13 protein-coding genes are annotated in these 15,571 nt (G+C 72.8%); 5 read left to right on the top strand and 8 right to left on the bottom strand.

Annotation, left to right across the window (positions count from 1 at the left end; translation table 11 throughout):
• Positions 1–51: 51 nt before the first annotated feature.
• Positions 52–948, top strand: a complete 897-nt coding sequence (locus ACYVDA_RS07320; protein WP_460816624.1) for a DUF3097 domain-containing protein — start codon at positions 52–54, stop codon at positions 946–948.
• A 43-nt stretch (positions 949–991) separates the two neighbouring features.
• Here the strand turns inward: ACYVDA_RS07320 and hemW are convergent, their stop codons facing one another.
• The 3 genes from hemW to ACYVDA_RS07305 form a co-directional block, all read right to left on the bottom strand.
• Positions 992–2,176: a radical SAM family heme chaperone HemW gene (gene hemW, locus ACYVDA_RS07315; protein WP_460816621.1), complete on the bottom strand. Its 1,185-nt coding sequence runs from the start codon at positions 2,174–2,176 to the stop codon at positions 992–994.
• 139 nt (positions 2,177–2,315) lie between these two features.
• Positions 2,316–4,058: an alkaline phosphatase family protein gene (locus ACYVDA_RS07310; protein ID WP_460816619.1), complete on the bottom strand. Its 1,743-nt coding sequence runs from the start codon at positions 4,056–4,058 to the stop codon at positions 2,316–2,318.
• Between the two features lie 166 nt (positions 4,059–4,224).
• Entirely contained in the window at positions 4,225–6,066 is a 1,842-nt protein-coding gene (locus ACYVDA_RS07305; RefSeq protein ID WP_460816616.1) for an AMP-dependent synthetase/ligase, read from the bottom strand.
• A gap of 247 nt (positions 6,067–6,313) precedes the next feature.
• Between ACYVDA_RS07305 and ACYVDA_RS07300 the strand changes: the two genes are divergently transcribed.
• Complete coding sequence (locus ACYVDA_RS07300) at positions 6,314–7,213, top strand: glycoside hydrolase family protein (protein WP_460816613.1); 900 nt, start codon at positions 6,314–6,316, stop codon at positions 7,211–7,213.
• On the opposite strand, the gene ACYVDA_RS07295 is transcribed toward ACYVDA_RS07300, so the two are convergent.
• From ACYVDA_RS07295 to ACYVDA_RS07275, 5 genes are all read right to left on the bottom strand, one after another.
• Positions 7,188–8,162 carry a sulfotransferase family protein gene (locus tag ACYVDA_RS07295; RefSeq protein ID WP_460816611.1) on the bottom strand — a complete coding sequence of 325 codons (975 nt, stop codon included), beginning with the start codon at positions 8,160–8,162 and terminating at the stop codon, positions 7,188–7,190. The genes ACYVDA_RS07300 and ACYVDA_RS07295 overlap by 26 nt on opposite strands.
• Before the next feature lie 52 nt (positions 8,163–8,214).
• Positions 8,215–8,853, bottom strand: coding sequence for an MOSC domain-containing protein (locus ACYVDA_RS07290; protein ID WP_460816609.1), 639 nt, complete (start codon positions 8,851–8,853; stop codon positions 8,215–8,217).
• Between the two features lie 64 nt (positions 8,854–8,917).
• Positions 8,918–10,354, bottom strand: coding sequence for an MFS transporter (locus ACYVDA_RS07285; protein WP_460816605.1), 1,437 nt, complete (start codon positions 10,352–10,354; stop codon positions 8,918–8,920).
• A 148-nt stretch (positions 10,355–10,502) separates the two neighbouring features.
• On the bottom strand, positions 10,503–11,393 hold the full coding sequence (locus tag ACYVDA_RS07280; RefSeq protein ID WP_460816603.1) for an aminoglycoside phosphotransferase family protein: 891 nt from the start codon (positions 11,391–11,393) through the stop codon (positions 10,503–10,505).
• Entirely contained in the window at positions 11,390–12,109 is a 720-nt protein-coding gene (locus ACYVDA_RS07275) for a FadR/GntR family transcriptional regulator (protein ID WP_460816601.1), read from the bottom strand. Before ACYVDA_RS07275 ends, ACYVDA_RS07280 begins: the two co-directional genes overlap by 4 nt.
• Positions 12,110–12,218: 109 nt before the next feature.
• Between ACYVDA_RS07275 and ACYVDA_RS07270 the strand changes: the two genes are divergently transcribed.
• Genes ACYVDA_RS07270 through ACYVDA_RS07260 form a run of 3 tightly spaced genes read left to right on the top strand, consistent with a single transcriptional unit; the run spans position 12,219 to position 15,524 of the window.
• On the top strand, positions 12,219–13,145 hold the full coding sequence (locus ACYVDA_RS07270; RefSeq protein ID WP_460816599.1) for a proline iminopeptidase-family hydrolase: 927 nt from the start codon (positions 12,219–12,221) through the stop codon (positions 13,143–13,145).
• Between the two features lie 53 nt (positions 13,146–13,198).
• Positions 13,199–14,593, top strand: a complete 1,395-nt coding sequence (locus ACYVDA_RS07265) for an APC family permease (RefSeq protein ID WP_460816597.1) — start codon at positions 13,199–13,201, stop codon at positions 14,591–14,593.
• Positions 14,586–15,524 (top strand): acetamidase/formamidase family protein, encoded by a 939-nt coding sequence (locus tag ACYVDA_RS07260; RefSeq protein WP_460816595.1) that lies wholly within the window; start codon positions 14,586–14,588, stop codon positions 15,522–15,524. The genes ACYVDA_RS07265 and ACYVDA_RS07260 overlap by 8 nt, the downstream gene beginning before the upstream one ends.
• The last annotated feature ends 47 nt before the right edge of the window (positions 15,525–15,571 follow it).

Below are 15,571 nucleotides of genomic sequence, written 5' to 3'. Positions count from 1 at the left end.
AGAGGCGTGCCGTTCCGGCGTACGCCGCGTGGTGGGCCGTAGCGTTCTCGGATGCCTCCTTCCTCGGGCCCCACCGGCCCCGCCGCCCGCACCTTCGGCGACCGCTACGGCACCGACGTCCTCAACCAGGACTGGCGCGCCCCCAAGCGCGGTCGCGCCGTCGAGATCGACGCCGACCTCGGCCTGGTCGTCGAGGAGGTCGGCCGCGACTGGGTCGGGGAGATCGTCAAGGTCGAGCGCGACCTCGGCACCGTGACGCTGGAGGACCGCCACCGCAAGCGGCGCACCTTCCCGCTCGGCCCGGGGTTCGTGCTCGAGGGGCGCCCCGTGATCCTGGTCGCGCCGACCCGCCAGGGCCCGGTCGCCGCCACCCGGACGGCGTCCGGCTCGGTGGCCGTCCACGGCACCAAGGCGCGCGTCGCGCGGGCCAGCCGGATCTTCGTCGAGGGCCGCCACGACGCCGAGCTGGTCGAGAAGGTCTGGGGCGACGACCTGCGCATCGAGGGCGTGGTCGTGGAGTACCTCGACGGCATCGACGACCTGGGCGAGAAGCTGCGCGACTTCGGCCCCGGGCCCGACCGCCGGGCCGGCGTGCTGGTCGACCACCTGGTCGCCGGCTCCAAGGAGAGCAAGATCGCCCAGTCGGTGCGGAAGTCCGCGATCGGTCCGCACGTGCTGATCGTCGGGCACCCGTTCATCGACGTGTGGGAGGCGGTCAAGCCCGAGCGGCTGGGCAAGAAGGCCTGGCCGAAGGTGCCGCGCGACGTCGAGTGGAAGCACGGCGTGTGCCAGCAGTTCGGCTGGCCGCACCGCGAGCAGGCCGACATCGCCCGGGCCTGGAAGCACATCCTGGGCGGCGTCCGCGGCTTCCAGGACCTCGAGCCCGCGCTGCTCGGCCGGGTCGAGGAGCTGATCGACTTCGTGACGGTGACCGCGCCCGGCAGCTGAGCCCGGTCGCCAGGGCGGTCGTCGGGGCGGTCGTCGGGGGCGGTCAGTCCCCCACGAGCGTGCGCACCACCGCGTCGGCCAGCAGCCGGCCGCGCCGGGTGAGCACCAGCCGGTCCTCGACGACCTCGGCCAGCCCGTCGGCGAGGACCTGGTCGACCCGGGCGCGGTGGGCCCCGGGCCCCGCGGGGTCGTCGAGGGCGTCCAGGCGGGCCAGCGGCATGCCGTCGCGCAGGCGCACCTCCAGGAGCACCCGCTCCAGCGCGCGGGTGGGCGCGTCCAGGGACTCCCCGTCGTGGCGGGGCGGGTCCCCGGCGACGAGGCGGGCGGCGTACGCGCTGGGGTGCTTGACGTTCCACCACCGCTCGCCGTCGACGTGGGAGTGGGCGCCGGGGCCGATCCCCCACCAGTCCGCGCTGGTCCAGTAGAGCTCGTTGTGACGGCACCGCGAGGCACCCGTGCCGTGGGGGTCGCGGGCCCAGTTGGAGACCTCGTACCACCCCAGCCCGGCGGCGGTGAGCGCGTCGTCGGCCACGACGTACTTCTCGGCCAGGTCGTCCTCGTCGGGCATCGGGACCACGCCGGTGCGGACCTGGCGGGCCAGGCGGGTGCCCTCCTCCACGATCAGGCTGTACGCCGACACGTGGTCCGGCTCGAGGGCCAGCGCCGCGGCCAGCGTGGTCGTCCAGTCCGCCACGCTCTCCCCGGGCGTGCCGTAGATCAGGTCCAGGCTGACCTGCTCGAAGCCGGCCTGCCGGGCCCAGCCGACGGCCCGCGCCACCCCGGCCGGGTCGTGGGTGCGCTCGAGCACGCTCAGGACGTGGGTGACGGCCGACTGCATGCCGAAGGAGACCCGGGTGAACCCGGCCTCCCGCAGCCGCGTCAGGCCCTCCAGGGTGACGCTGTCGGGGTTGGCCTCGGTGGTGACCTCGGCGCCCTCGGCCAGGCCCAGGTGGGTCCGCAGGGCCCCCAGCAGGCGTACGAGGTCCTCGACGGGGAGCAGCGTGGGCGTGCCGCCGCCGAAGAAGACGGTCTCGACCTCTCGGCCGGGACCGAGCGCGCGGGCCGCCTGCGCGACCTCGGCGACCGCGTGGCCGGCGTACTCCGCCTGGGAGCCGCCGCCGCCGAGCTCGGTGGCGGTGTAGGTGTTGAAGTCGCAGTAGCCGCAGCGCACGGCGCAGAACGGGACGTGGACGTAGACGCCGAGCGGCACGCCGGGGGGAAGGGACACCTGCTCATCGTCCCACCGCCGCGGCTCGGGCCGGCAGCCGCCGGGGCCACTGCCCACCGGCCCGCCGGGGCGTGTCGGGGCCCGGCCCGGGTGACCCTCGTGGGGACGAGGACCACCCGGGCCCGGAACGGTCCGACGGTCAGCGGCGCACCGGGAGCGCGCGGGTGTGCTCGATCCGGACCGCCTGGAGCGCCGACGGGGAGATCCCGAGGAGCGACAGGATGGTCGGGGCGATCTGGTTGGTCGAGACCGTCGCGGTGCGCACCGCGTGCCGCACCGCGGGGCCGGCGACCACCAGCGGGACGTCGCGGTCGGAGGGGTCGTCACCGCCGTGCTCGGCGATCTTGGCCGTCTTGCCCGTGTAGACGACACCGTGCTGGGCGATCCCGACGAGGTCCGGCACGCGGGAGTCCGACGTGCGGGTCCCGAGGAAGGAGGCGGCACCGGCGCCGGCGTAGGTGCGCGTCAGTCCGGCGGAGGTGTAGGCCACCGGCTTGCCCGCGGCGTCGGTGGACCTGGCCCGGCCGTCGCTGCCCGTCCCGGTGCCGGAGTACGACGCCAGGAAGGCGCGGGCGAAGTCGTCCGCGGCCGGAGTGCGGTCACCGTTGCTGAACCACAGCAGCATGCCGTCGTCGTCGAGCGAGGCCGCGACGAGCGGTGTGGTGGCCCCGGGGTGGGCCGACTTCCAGGCCGCGTCCAGCGCGTCGATCATCGCGCCGTCGTCGATCCGCTTCAGCGAGCGGGTGTCCCGCGGCGACTGCCCGTGCTTGGCGGACAGGATGATCGTGGTGTTCCGCAGCTGGTGCTGCCGGCGCAGGGTGGAGACCATCGTGCCGACCTCGTGGTCGACGAAGGCCAGCGAGCTGCGCACGACGGGGCCGGGCGTGGTGCCGGTGGCGTCGTACCCACCCGGGCGCCCGTCGGAGACCGGGAGCTTCTCGGCGGTCGAGACCGACTGGAAGTTCATCCCGAAGACCCCGGGCACGCCCACGTGGCGGCGACCCGAGTGGTCCAGGCCCCGGATCTCGTTCAGCACGGCGCGGGTCTTGAGGTGGTCGTAGCGCTGGGTCAGCGAGTTGACCTGCGTCCAGTCGTGGCCCGCGGAGTCGGCCTTGGAGTTGATCTCGGGGGCGAACAGGTCGTCCAGGCCCTTGCCGGACGGCCCGCCGAGGATCTCGTACGCCGGGTGCTTGTCCGACCACGCGGTCCGCAGGCCGTGGGCCTTGGCGACCTCGAAGACGGTGTTCACCTTCAGGTAGGAGTGCGGGTAGACCCGCGAGCACGTGCGCGGGTCGATGGGCAGGGCGGCCGGGTTCAGCAGCGACCTGGGGTGGCCGGTCATCCGCAGGATGTCGCGCGGCAGGGAGGGCAGGCCCTGGCCGGCGTCCAGGCGTGAGCTGTCGCGGTCGAGGGACTCGTCGAAGGTCACGTTCGCGCCCCGGGGAGCCGTGCGGCAGACCGCCTGGGAGGGCGTCGCCGAGGAGCTGGCGCTCGGGTCGATCAGCGCGTGGTTGTAGGTGACGTCGTAGTAGATCCCGGTCGTGCGGGGGTTGCCCCCGGTGACCTGGCCGACCATGCCCGGGAAGGAGTCGGAGGGGAACGGCGTGCGGGCGCGGGTGAACTCGGTGCCCCGGTGCACGAGCGCGGCGATCGCCGAGCGGGGGTGGTGGCGCACCCACCACCGGAGGTCCTGCTGGTGCATGCCGTCGACCGACAGCAGCAGCACGTGGTGCGCGCCCGCCCGGGTCGACGCGGCGGCGTGGTGGGTCGCGGCGTCGGCCGAGGCCGAGGGGCCGGCGACGGCACCGGAGGTGCCGACGAGGGCGACCGCCAGCCCGGCGGTCGCGGCGACCTGCCGGCGGGTGGGGAGGTGCCTGGTCACGATGGTTCCCTTCCGGGCCGGCGCCGTGCCGGTCCCGGATCCGGTCTAGGACCACAGGGCGAACGGACGGCGACGACCGGGGGTGGTGTCGGTGACCGGGCGCCGACCTGGCGGATCCGGCGGTCAGGTCGCGTTCAGGTACGCCGACCTGCCGCCGGGAGCGCCGTCAGCTCTTCGAGTACAGCCCGTCGATCACGTCGCTGTAGTTGCTCTCCACGACGCCGCGCTTGACCTTCATCGAGGGGGTCAGCTCGCCGGACTCGACCGACAGGTCGTGGTCGAGGATCTCGAACTTCTTGATCGTCTCCCAGCGGTTGAGCTGGCCGTTGAGGTCCTCGACGTACCCCTCGAGCATCTCGCGGGTCTTCTCGTGCTTCGCGATCGCCTCGTAGTCACCCTCGACGCCGTTGTCCTTCGCCCAGTCGACGATGGCGTCGGGGTCCAGCGTCACCAGGGCGACGACGTAGTTGCGCTCGCTGCCGAAGACCATAAACTGGCTGGCGTAGGGGCACAGCACCTTGAACTTCGCCTCGATCGCCGGCGGGGCGATGTACTTGCCGCCCGAGGTCTTGAACAGCTCCTTGATCCGACCGGTGATGGTGAGGAAGCCCTCGGAGTCCAGCGACCCCTTGTCACCGGTGCGCAGCCAGCCGTCGGGGGTGAACGCGTCGGCGGTCGCGTCGGGGAGGTTGTGGTAGCCCTCCATGACGTGGGGGCCGCGCAGCTGCACCTCGTCGTTCTCGCCGATGCGGACCTCCGAGCCGGGGATGGCCTGGCCGACGGTGCCCATCTTGTAGTTCTCGGGGTGGTTGACCGCGGCGCCGGCGGCGTTCTCGGTCATGCCGTAGCCCTCGAGGATGAGGATGCCCGCGGCGTTGAACCAGTCGGCGATGTCGCGGTTGAGCGCGGCCGAGCCGGAGATGAAGAAGCGCACCCGGCCGCCGAACCGGTCGCGCACCTTGGCGAAGACCAGCTTGTCGAACAGCGCGTGCTGGGCCTTGAGCGGCAGCGGGACCGACTTGCCCTGGCGCTTGAGCTCGGTGACGGCGAGGCCCACGTGGAAGGCCTGCTTGAAGATCTTCTCCTTGGCGCCACCCTCGGCGGCCGTCATCGTGGTGATGCGGGCGTGGGCCTTCTCGAAGATCCGCGGGGCGGCCCCCATGAAGGTCGGCTTGACCACGGCCAGGTTGTCGATGATCTTGTCGACCCGGCCGTCGACCGCGGTGGCGAAGCCGCAGGCCAGCTGGCTGGAGAGGAGCACCTTGCCGAACGAGTGCGCCATCGGCAGCCACAGGAACTGCAGGTCGCTCTCGTCGAGGATCCCCTGGGCCTGGATCGCGGCGCCCTCGAAGGTCCACGTCGAGTGCCGCAGCCGCACGCCCTTGGGCTTGCCGGTGGTGCCGGAGGTGTAGATCAGGGTGGCGAGCTGGTCGGAGCCGATCTTCTCGACGGCCTCGGTGACGACGTCGGGGTGCTCGGCCAGGTGGGCGGCTCCGCGCTCCTCGAGCTCGGCCAGGGTGATCACCCAGTCGCCGTCGGCGACGCCGCCGTCGTCGTCGATGACGACGACCTGGTCCAGGTGGGGCAGCTCGGTGCGGTGCTCGCGCAGCTTCTGGACCTGGCCGGCGTCCTCGGCGAAGACCACGCGGCACTCGGAGTCCGAGACGATGTAGGCGACGTCCTCGCCCATGGTGGAGGGGTAGACGGTCGTGGTGGCGCCGCCGGCGCACATCACGGCCAGGTCGGCCAGGATCCACTCGACCCGGGTGGCCGCGGCGATCCCGACGCGCTGCTCGGACTCCAGCCCCAGGGCCAGCAGGCCCGCGGCCAGGCGCTCGACCCGCTCGCCGGTCTCCTTCCAGGTCATCGAGGACCACTCCTCGCCCTCACCGGCGGGGAAGCGGTAGGCCTCGCTGCGCGGCGAGGCGGCGACCCGGTCGCGGAACTGCACGGCCACGTTGGGGGCGCGGTTCTCCACGACGGAGAGATCGGTGTTGACCGGCGACATGAGGTCTCCTGGAGGTGGGTGGCCTGGGCGATCAGCGCCCGGAGCGGAGGCGGACCGACGCCGGCCCCGGAGGGGGCGACGAGAGTGCCAGTAACCTAGATCACAAGGCCAACGGCCGTCACGAGGACCCCGTCGTCGGCCCGCCGGGCCCCGTCTGGACCGTGTCGTCCCCGCGTGGACGCGAGTGCAGCCTCGTGTTGGCGCGCGATCACGGGCCCGAACACGAGTCGATCGGTAGACTAAGACCATGACCGTCCTCGACCTGCCCCTGCCGAGCCTCGAGGGCGCCCGGGTCGTGGTCCCCGCCCCCGGCCCTGGGCCCGGCAACTGGTCGGGCGCGGCCAGCGCCGTGCTGGTCGACGGCACCTTCTGGCTCACCTACCGCGTGCGCCGCCCGCTCGTCGAGGGACGCGGCGTCACCACCGTGGTCGCCCGGTCGGCCGACGGCGTCGCGTTCGAGACGGTCTGCGAGGTCCACCGCGACGACTTCGGGGCCGAGTCCTTCGAGCGCCCGGTCGTGCTGCGCCGCCCCGACGGCGGCTGGCGGCTCTACCTCTCCTGCGCCACCCCGGCCTCCAAGCACTGGTGGGTCGAGGCGCTCGACGCCGACACCCCCGAGGGCCTGCCGGCCGGCACGCGCACGGTCGTGCTGGCCGGCGACGCCGACGTGGCGGTCAAGGACCCCGTGGTGACCCTGCACGAGGGCCGCTGGGAGATGTGGCTGTGCGAGCACCCGCTGACCGACCCGGGGCAGGAGGACCGGATGTCGACGGCGTACCTCACCAGCGAGGACGGCCTGGCCTGGACCCGGCGGGGCACCGCGCTCTCCCCCACCCCCGGCTCCTGGGACGCCCGTGGCGCCCGGGTCACCACCGTGGTCTCCCACGACCCGCTGGTGGTGCTGTACGACGGCCGGGCGACCGCCGAGGACAACTGGCACGAGGTCACCTCGGTGGCCCGGGCCGGCACCGACGGCGTGCTGCGTCCCGACGCGGGTGCGCCCGTGCTGCGCTCGCCGGACTCCGACGGCGCACTGAGGTACGCCGCGGCCGTGCCCCTGCCCGACGGCGGGACCCGCTTCTACCTCGAGCTGGCCCGCCCCGACGGGGCCCACGACCTGGTCACGACGCTGTGGCAGCCCCGCTGACCCGGCTCGCGAACGACCCGCCGTCGCGGTAGGCGCGCCACTGCTCGAACGACTCGCCGGTGAGCTCCTCGAGCCGGGCGATGTCCTCCAGGTGCGGCGCGAGCAGGATCGTGCGCTGCTCCGGGGTCAGCTTGGGCCGACCCTCGTCACCGCCCCGGTGCAGCTGGCCGATCAGCGGCTTGCTGACCGTGCGCCACACCTGCGGCGGCAGGAACTGGCCCACGGCCGCGCCGGCGCGGATGACCGGCCCGACCGTGCGGGCGCGCAGCCCGTCCTTGACGAAGGGACGGCTGTTGTCCGACGGGATCTGCGCCACCTCCTGGGTCTGCACGCCGAGGAAGTCGAAGACCCGGTTCAGCACCGCGTCAGGCTCCTCGACCAACGACCGGTAGCGCAGCAGGAGCACCTGCTCGCGGGGGAAGTGGTCGAACAGGTCGGCCAGCTGGCGGCCGTACATGCCCATCGACTGGTAGTGCCAGAAGGGCGCCCAGCCGTCGTCGATGCGGCGCGGCTCCCGTCGTACGGCCTCCACGACGTCGCCGCGGGGCTCGAGGCCGTCCATCCACAGGTGCATCCAGTTGGAGTAGGCGCGGTCGACGGGGTCGCGCAGCACCGCGATCAGCTTCGCGTCCGGGCGGTCCACGGCGATCCGGCGCCGGGCGTCGCGGTGGTAGAGGTAGAACGGCGTGCTCTCCCCGCGCAGCTGGTCCTCGGCCGCGTCCTCGAACAGGTCGAGGTAGCGCTCGCGTTGCCAGATCCACTCCTGGTTGCTGTGCGCGTCGCCCGGTCCCTTGTACGCCGGCGGCGGGGAGTCGCCGCACATGTAGTACTTCGGCTCCTTGACCCCGCTCAGGAACAGGGCGGGGTGGGCCGCGAGCGCGGCGTGGAGGGCGCTGGTGCCGCACTTGGGCGCACCGATGAGGAAGAAGTCAGGCGGACGACGACTCATGGATCCAAGTCTATCGAGTTTGTGCGGTTTCCTCACCCCGCCCGGGGACGTCTCAGCCGGCGTACGCCTCCAGCTTGCGCCGCGCCTCGGGGACCAGCTCCTCCACCCGCCGCAGCTCGGGCAGGAGGTGGTGGTCGGTGGTGAGCGCCTTGAACATCGTCGAGACCGTCACGCCGTGGCCGGGCTGGTGCACCACCCGGAGCTCGTCACCGGCCTGGAGCTCGCCGGGCTGGAGCACGCGCAGGTAGGGCCCGGGGCGGCCCACGGCTGCGAACCGCTTGACCCACGCGCGGTCGTCGAAGCCGTTGACCCGCTGCCAGTTCTTGAAGTCGTTGCACGGGATCCGCACGCTCCACACCTCGAGCAGGCAGCTGCCGATCGCCCAGCGCTCGCCGACCTCGGACTCGTTGACGTCGAGCCCGAGCGTGGTCAGGTTCTCCCCGAACTGCCCGTCGCGGACCTCGCGGCCGAGCTCGCCGGCCCAGTGGTCGAGGTCCTCGCGGGCGAAGGCGTAGACCGCCTGGTCGACGCCGCCGTGGTGCGCGGTGTCGGAGACCTGGTCACCGGCCAGGCCGAGCCGGTCGACCTGCACGGGCCCGGTGACCGGCTGCTTGTCGATCGAGGTGCGACCGATGCCTGCCCAGGACTGCTCCTGGGGCGTGCCGACGTTGACGGAGACGACCTGTGCCATGGGCGCGATCCTCCCAGGCCGGGCCGAGCCGCGCGACCCGGTTCTGCCCCGCCCGGACGGGCCGTCAGACGGGTTGGGCCTCGGCGACGTCGTGGGCCTCCTGCGGCGTCTGCGCCGCCGGCGGCGAGCCCCACATCTTGCGACCGTTGGGCTCGGCGAGGAACCACAGCGAGACGCACCCGATCACGCCCGCCGCGATCAGGTAGTACGCCGGCCAGTCCAGGTCGCCGGTGGCCCCCACCAGGGCGCCGACCACGACCGAGGTGGTGCCGGCGAACAGCGAGACCGAGACGTTGAAGGCGATCGAGAGCCCGGCGCCGCGCACCTGGGTGGGGAACAGCGTGGGCAGCGTCGAGGGCATGGTGGTGCTGAAGCAGATCAGCAGCAGGCCCATCACCAGCAGCCCGGCGAAGGTGCCCACGCCGCTCTGGGTGCGCAGCAGCCAGATCATCGGCAGCCCGAGCACGACCAGCCCCACGGCCCCGGTCCAGGCGATCGGCTTGCGGCCGATCGCGTCCGAGAGCCGGCCCAGCAGCGGGATGGTGACCAGCGCGACCACCATCACCACGATCTGGAGCACCTGCGAGGTCGTGGCCGAGATGCCGTCGCCGCCCTGCTCGCCGGGCAGGGTGTCGGTGACGTAGGTCGGCATGTAGGAGGTGAGCATGTAGTTCGTGACGTTCCAGGCCAGCACCAGGCCCATGCAGACGACCACGAACGGCCACAGGCCGGCCAGCCGGGCCAGGCCCGTGGCCTCGCCGGAGGAGCGGTGCTCCCGCTCGCGCTCGTCGGCCTCGCGCTCCAGGGCGGCGTACGCCGGGGTGTCGGCGAGCCGGGTCCGCAGGTAGACCCCGACCAGGCCCAGCGGGAGCGCCACGAAGAACGGGATCCGCCAGCCCCACGAGAGCAGCTGGTCCTCGCTCAGGACGGCCCCCGCGACGGTGACGACGATGGCGCCCATCAGGTAGCCGGTGAAGGTGCCGAACTCCAGGAAGCTGCCCAGGAACCCGCGGCGCCGGTCGGGGGCGTACTCGGCGATGAAGGTCATCGCGTTGCCGTACTCCCCACCGGTGGAGAAGCCCTGGACGAGGCGGGCCACCAGGAGCAGGACCGGCGCGGCGATGCCGATGGCGTCCTTGCTCGGGATGCAGCCGATCGCGAAGGTGCCCAGCGCCATCAGGACCATCGTGGTGGCCAGCACCTTGGTGCGCCCGACCCGGTCGGCCAGGGGCCCGAAGAACATCCCGCCGAAGGGCCGCACCAAGAACGCCACGGCGAACAGGCCGAAGGTCGCGATCGTGCCGGCGGTGTCGCCGAGGTCGGAGAAGAACACCTTCTTGATCGTCGGCTCGAAGTAGGCGTAGACGCCGAAGTCGTACCACTCGGTGATGTTGCCGACGGCGGCGGCGCTGATCGCGCGGCGCACGACCGACGGCTCGGTGACCGTCACCTCCTCGGCGCTCCAGCTCCGGGCGGCTTCCTGCGGTTCGAGCACGGCCATGCGGGCCTCCTGCGGGGGTCGGGGGAGGAAAAAGGTGGTCACGGGCAACCGACGACGATGCTCGCCCCCCGGGGCCCCGGTCAACTCCGGTGATCCCCCTCACGCCGCACCTGGGACGGGCCCGTCTCGCGATCCGGCCGGGACCGGCTCAGCCCTGGACTGCCTTGGCGACCGCGATCCGCAGCGTGACGGCGTCCTCCTGCCCGGGACGGCCCGGGGCGGCGAGCAGGCCGGCGGCCTGCACGAGGGTCCGCACCACGACCCAGTCCCGCGCCCGGTCCTCGTCGAGCTCCGCGCCGTCGACCAGGGCGTGGAACCGCTGCCGGACCCCGTCGCGCACGCTCAGCCCGGCCGGGGAGTCGGTGAGCTCGGCGAAGCGGTGGGTCAGCATCGGGGTCGGCTCGGCGTGCGGGTCGCCGCTGACCGGGCGCGGGGCCACGGCCAGCCACGGCTCGCGGTCGGCGGCCCGGACCGTGCCGTAGTGCAGGTCGCCGTGGACGACCACCCCGTCGGTGGCCTCGTCGGCGGCGAGGTCGCGGGCCAGGGACGCGGCCTGCTCGACCATCCGGCGCGGCAGCGGGGCGTTGCGCGGCAGGGCGGTGAGACGGGCGGCCCAGCCCTCGGCGTACGTCCTCAGGGAGCGGAGCGAGGCCGGGGCCGGCACGTGCAGCCGGCGGTAGAGCCCGGCCACCACCTCGCAGGCCTCGAGGTCCCAGTGGTCCTCGAGGGTCTCGGGGTGCAGCCGCTCCAGCAGCAGGGCCCCCCGGTGGGGGTCGGCGCGCAGCAGCCGGGCGGCCCCGCGGCCGTCCCAGTGCCGCAGGGCGAGGTGGGCCTGGCCGGCCTCCAGGTCCCCGTCCCCGTCCTCGCCCGCGGCCGCGGCCAGCTCCAGCGAGGCCGGCCGACCACCGGTGGTGCGCACGGGCTGCACGTGGACGCCCGCGGTGGTGCGGGACGGCCCGTCGGGCCGCAGGTCCCACGCGGCGAGCAGGTCCGCGACCCCGCCCGGACCCGTCGCCGGGCCTGTCGCCGGACCGGTCACGGAGCGGGGTCCGGCTCGCCGTCCGGCGGGCCGAGCACGGCCTCCATGGTCAGCGCGGTGATCCGGAAGTGGTGGCGGGCGACCTCGCCGGCCGCGACCGGGTCGCCGGCGGCGACCGCCTCGGCGAGCGCGCGGTGCTCGGGGACCGCCACCGCGTAGAAGTCGGGCGTGTAGGGCTCGCTGCCGAACCCCAGGGTGGCCTCGGCGGTCAGCCGGCGGCTCAGCCCGGCCAGCCGGGAGTTCGCGGCGCATGCGACGACCAGGCTGTGCAGCTGCTCGTCGAGCGCCCGGGCGGCCGGCATGTCGTGGGCGACCTGCTCGAAGCGGGCAGCGAGCTCCAGCAGTGCGGCGGCCTGCTCCGGCGTACGCCGCTGGGCCGCCGTGCTCGCGATCATCCCCTCCACCAGCCGCCGCTCGTCGAAGACCTCGGCCAGCGCCGGGAGCTGCTCGTGCAGGGTCCGGCGCACGGCGTCGGACTCCCCGTCGCGCCACGGCCGCCCGGTGACGAAGGTGCCGCCCCCGCGTCCGCGACGCGACTCCAGCAGCCCGTGGTCGACCAGCCGCTCGATGGCCTGGCGCAGGGTGGCCCGGCTGACGTCGAGCATGGGGGCCAGGTCGCGCTCCGGGGGCAGGGCGTCACCGGGTGAGTAGGCGCCGACCGCGATCGCCGTGAGCAGGCGGTCGTGGACGGCGTCGACGGCCGTCCCAGGTTTCACGGACGTGAAGATCCGCGTGTCGTCGCTCAAAGGTATTGCCACCAGACCTTTTCCGTGGTTCGCTCCCGGTCACCTGCCAGTGACCGCCGGGAAAGAGCGAGGAACACCTGTGTACACGATCCCCGACCCGACCACCGTCGGCGAGATGCCCTTCCGCGGCCACGCCACCTGGTACCGCGTGACCGGCGACCTCGGCGCCGGCGGGCGCCCTCCCCTGGTGGTCCTCCACGGTGGTCCCGGCGCGGCCCACGACTACACGCTGTCGATGGCCAACCTGGCGGCCTCCTCGGGCCGCGCGGTGGTGCACTACGACCAGCTCGGGTGCGGGCGCAGCAGCCACCTGCCCGACGCCGACCCCGCGATGTGGACCCCGGAGCTGTTCGTCGAGGAGCTGGCCCAGCTGGTCGAGCACCTCGGGATCGCGGACGACTTCCACCTCCTGGGCCAGTCCTGGGGCGGCATGCTCGGCCCGGAGTACGTCCTGGCCCGGCCCGCGGGCGTGCGCACCCTCACGATCTGCGACTCCCCCGCCTCCATGGAGCTGTGGCTCCGGGCCGCGAACCACCTGCGCGGCCAGCTCCCGGCCGACGTCCAGGCGACCCTGCTCGAGCACGAGGAGGCCGGCACCACCGACTCCGCCGCGTACGCCGAGGCGGAGAAGGTCTTCTACGACCGGCACGTGTGCCGCGTGGTGCCCAACCCGCCGGAGGTGACCGCCTCCTTCGCCCAGATCGAGGCCGAGCCGACCGTCTACCACACCATGAACGGGCCGAGCGAGTTCCACGTCATCGGCTCGATGAAGGACTGGACGGTCGTCGACCGGGTCCACGACATCGCGGTCCCGACCCTGGTGGTCAGCGGTGCGCACGACGAGGCGATGCCGATGACCTGGCAGCCCTTCGTCGACCGCATCCCCGACGTGCGCAGTCACGTCTTCCCCGAGTCCAGCCACATGCCCCACGTCGAGGAGCACGAGGACTTCCTCGAGGTCGTCGGCGGGTTCCTCGCCGAGCACGATCCCGTCCAGTCCTCCTGAGAGCCCACCGCACGTCCCTGCTGCACTCCGCCCCCGCCCCCGAAGGAACCCGCATGAGTCAGTCCCACGCCGACGGCGACCTCGCCGAGTTCGGCTACAAGCAGGAGCTGGACCGCCGCCTGTCCACGACCGACCTGGTCGTCTACGGCCTGGTCTTCATGGTCCCGATCGCCCCGTGGGCGATCTTCGGCGTGGTCTACAACGCCGCCGGCGGGATGGTGCCGCTGGTCTACGTCATCGGGCTGGTCGCGATGATCTTCACCGCGCTCTCCTACGCCCAGATGGCCAAGGCGTTCCCGGTGGCCGGGTCGGTCTACTCCTACGTCGGGCGCAGCATCCACCCCAACCTGGGCTTCCTGGCCGGCTGGACGATCCTGCTCGACTACCTGCTGGTGCCGACGCTGCTCTACGTCTTCGCCGCCGAGTCGATGGCCGGGGTGTTCCCGGGCGTGCCCAAGCAGGTCTGGATCGTGGCCTTCCTGATCCTCAACACCGGCATCAACTACATCGGCATCTCCTTCACCGCGATCGTCAACCGGCTGTTCCTGGTCGCCGAGCTGCTCTTCGTCGTCATCTTCATCGTGATGGCGGTCATCGCGATCGTGCACGGCACCAACGGCGCGGAGTTCACCACCAAGCCGCTCTTCAACTCCGCGGAGTTCTCCCCCGGCCTGATCGGCACCGCGCTGTCGATCGCGGTGCTCAGCTTCCTGGGCTTCGACGGCATCGCCACGTTGTCGGAGGAGGCCAAGGGTGGGCGTCGCTCCGCCGGGGTCGCGATGATCTCCGCGCTCCTGCTGGTCGCCCTGTTCTTCGTCGCCCAGACCTGGCTGGCCGCGATGCTGGTGCCGAGCACGAAGTCGTTCTCCGACTCCGAGGTCAACAACGCGTTCTTCGGCATCGTCCAGGGGGTCAGCAACCACGGCTGGCAGATCGCGTTCCTGCTGATGAACGCCCTGGCCGTGGGCCTGGCCAACGCGGTCGCCGCCCAGTCGGCCACTTCGCGGCTGCTGTTCTCGATGAGCCGCGACGGCCGCCTGCCGGGCTTCCTGTCCTTCATCAACCCCAAGACCAAGGTGCCCGAGCGGGCGATCATCCTGGTCGGCGTGCTGACCCTGGTGCTCGGCCTGTTCTTCGTCGGCCAGATCGACACCATCTCCCAGCTGGTCAACTTCGGCGCCCTGACCGCGTTCCTGCTGCTCCACGTCTCGGTCGTGGTGTGGTTCGTGGCCCGCAAGAAGCAGTTCAACTGGTTCCTGCACCTGGTCTCGCCGGTCATCGGCTTCCTGGTCATCGGCTACGTGCTCTGGAACGCCGACCGCCTGGCCAAGATCGGCGGCATCGTCTGGCTCGTGGTCGGCGTGGCCGTCCTGCTGTTCTACAAGGCCAAGGGCATCGGGATCCGCGAGGAGCACGCCGCCCCCGGACGGGAGCACGCCGATGTCTGACGCGACGCACCACCACCTCACCCGCGACCTCGCCCGGACCGGCTTCTCCACCGAGCACGCGCCGGTGCTCAGCGTCGTCGCGGGCGACGGCAGCCGGATCTCCTTCGACACCGACGACGCGGCGTACGCCGAGATGGAGCGGGTCGGCGACCTGGCGCAGCTCACCGCGCCGCTGAACCCGGTGACCGGGCCCGTGCGCGTCGAGGGTGCCGAGTCCGGCGACCTGCTGGCGGTCACGGTGCACGACATCGCGCTGGCGGAGTTCGGCTGGTCGGTCTACCTGCCCGGGGCCGGCGCCCTGTCGCCGGTGATGGGCGAGCAGATGCTCGTGCGCCGCGTGCCCGTCGACGCCGCCGGGGTCCACCTGGGCCGCGACCTGGTCGTGCCGGCCGCCCCGATGGTCGGCTGCCTCGGGGTCGCCCCCGCGAGCGGCAGCGCCTCCACGGTGATGCCGTCCTACCCCACCGGCGGCAACATGGACCTCACCGAGGTCGGCCCCGGCACGACCGTCTACCTGCCCGTGCAGGTGGAGGGCGCGCTGTTCGCCCTGGGCGACGTCCACGCCGTGATGAGCCGCGGGGAGTCCTCCTTCGTGGCCATCGAGACCGCGGGGACCGTCACCGTCAGCCTCGACGTGGTCAAGGGCGCCGCGGGCCACGGCCTGCCGTGGCTGGAGACCGAGGACGAGGTCGTCTTCGTCGGGCTCGGCGACCCGGTGCAGGACTCGGTGCAGGCCGCCTACGAGGCGCTCTTCGCCCACCTGACCGCCCACGGCTGGGACCCGATGGACGCCTACGTCGCGATGAGCGCCATCGCCCACACCGAGCTCGGTGGTCCCACCGGCTCGGTGGACCCCGACCCGCTGCACCCCCTGCGGCCCGTGGGAGCGGTGACCACCGCCCGCTTCCCACGCGCCCTGGTGCAGCGCTAGACGAGGGCGCCGCGTCGGGGGTCTACCCCCCTTCACTCCTGGCGCGG

The sequence above is a fragment of the Nocardioides korecus genome (assembly GCF_054778395.1).
This window is presented reverse-complemented; position numbering and strand designations above follow the sequence as displayed.

What these genes read in the sequence shown, in the direction of transcription:
- ACYVDA_RS07285 (WP_460816605.1), bottom strand. Translation starts at nt 10,354, where the DNA reads ATGGCCGTGCTCGAACCGCAGGAAGCCGCCCGGAGCTGGAGCGCCGAG.
- ACYVDA_RS07300 (WP_460816613.1), top strand. Translation starts at nt 6,314, where the DNA reads ATGACCGTCCTCGACCTGCCCCTGCCGAGCCTCGAGGGCGCCCGGGTC.
- ACYVDA_RS07265 (WP_460816597.1), top strand. Translation starts at nt 13,199, where the DNA reads ATGAGTCAGTCCCACGCCGACGGCGACCTCGCCGAGTTCGGCTACAAG.
- ACYVDA_RS07305 (WP_460816616.1), bottom strand. Translation starts at nt 6,066, where the DNA reads ATGTCGCCGGTCAACACCGATCTCTCCGTCGTGGAGAACCGCGCCCCC.
- ACYVDA_RS07260 (WP_460816595.1), top strand. Translation starts at nt 14,586, where the DNA reads ATGTCTGACGCGACGCACCACCACCTCACCCGCGACCTCGCCCGGACC.
- ACYVDA_RS07320 (WP_460816624.1), top strand. Translation starts at nt 52, where the DNA reads ATGCCTCCTTCCTCGGGCCCCACCGGCCCCGCCGCCCGCACCTTCGGC.
- ACYVDA_RS07295 (WP_460816611.1), bottom strand. Translation starts at nt 8,162, where the DNA reads ATGAGTCGTCGTCCGCCTGACTTCTTCCTCATCGGTGCGCCCAAGTGC.
- ACYVDA_RS07290 (WP_460816609.1), bottom strand. Translation starts at nt 8,853, where the DNA reads ATGGCACAGGTCGTCTCCGTCAACGTCGGCACGCCCCAGGAGCAGTCC.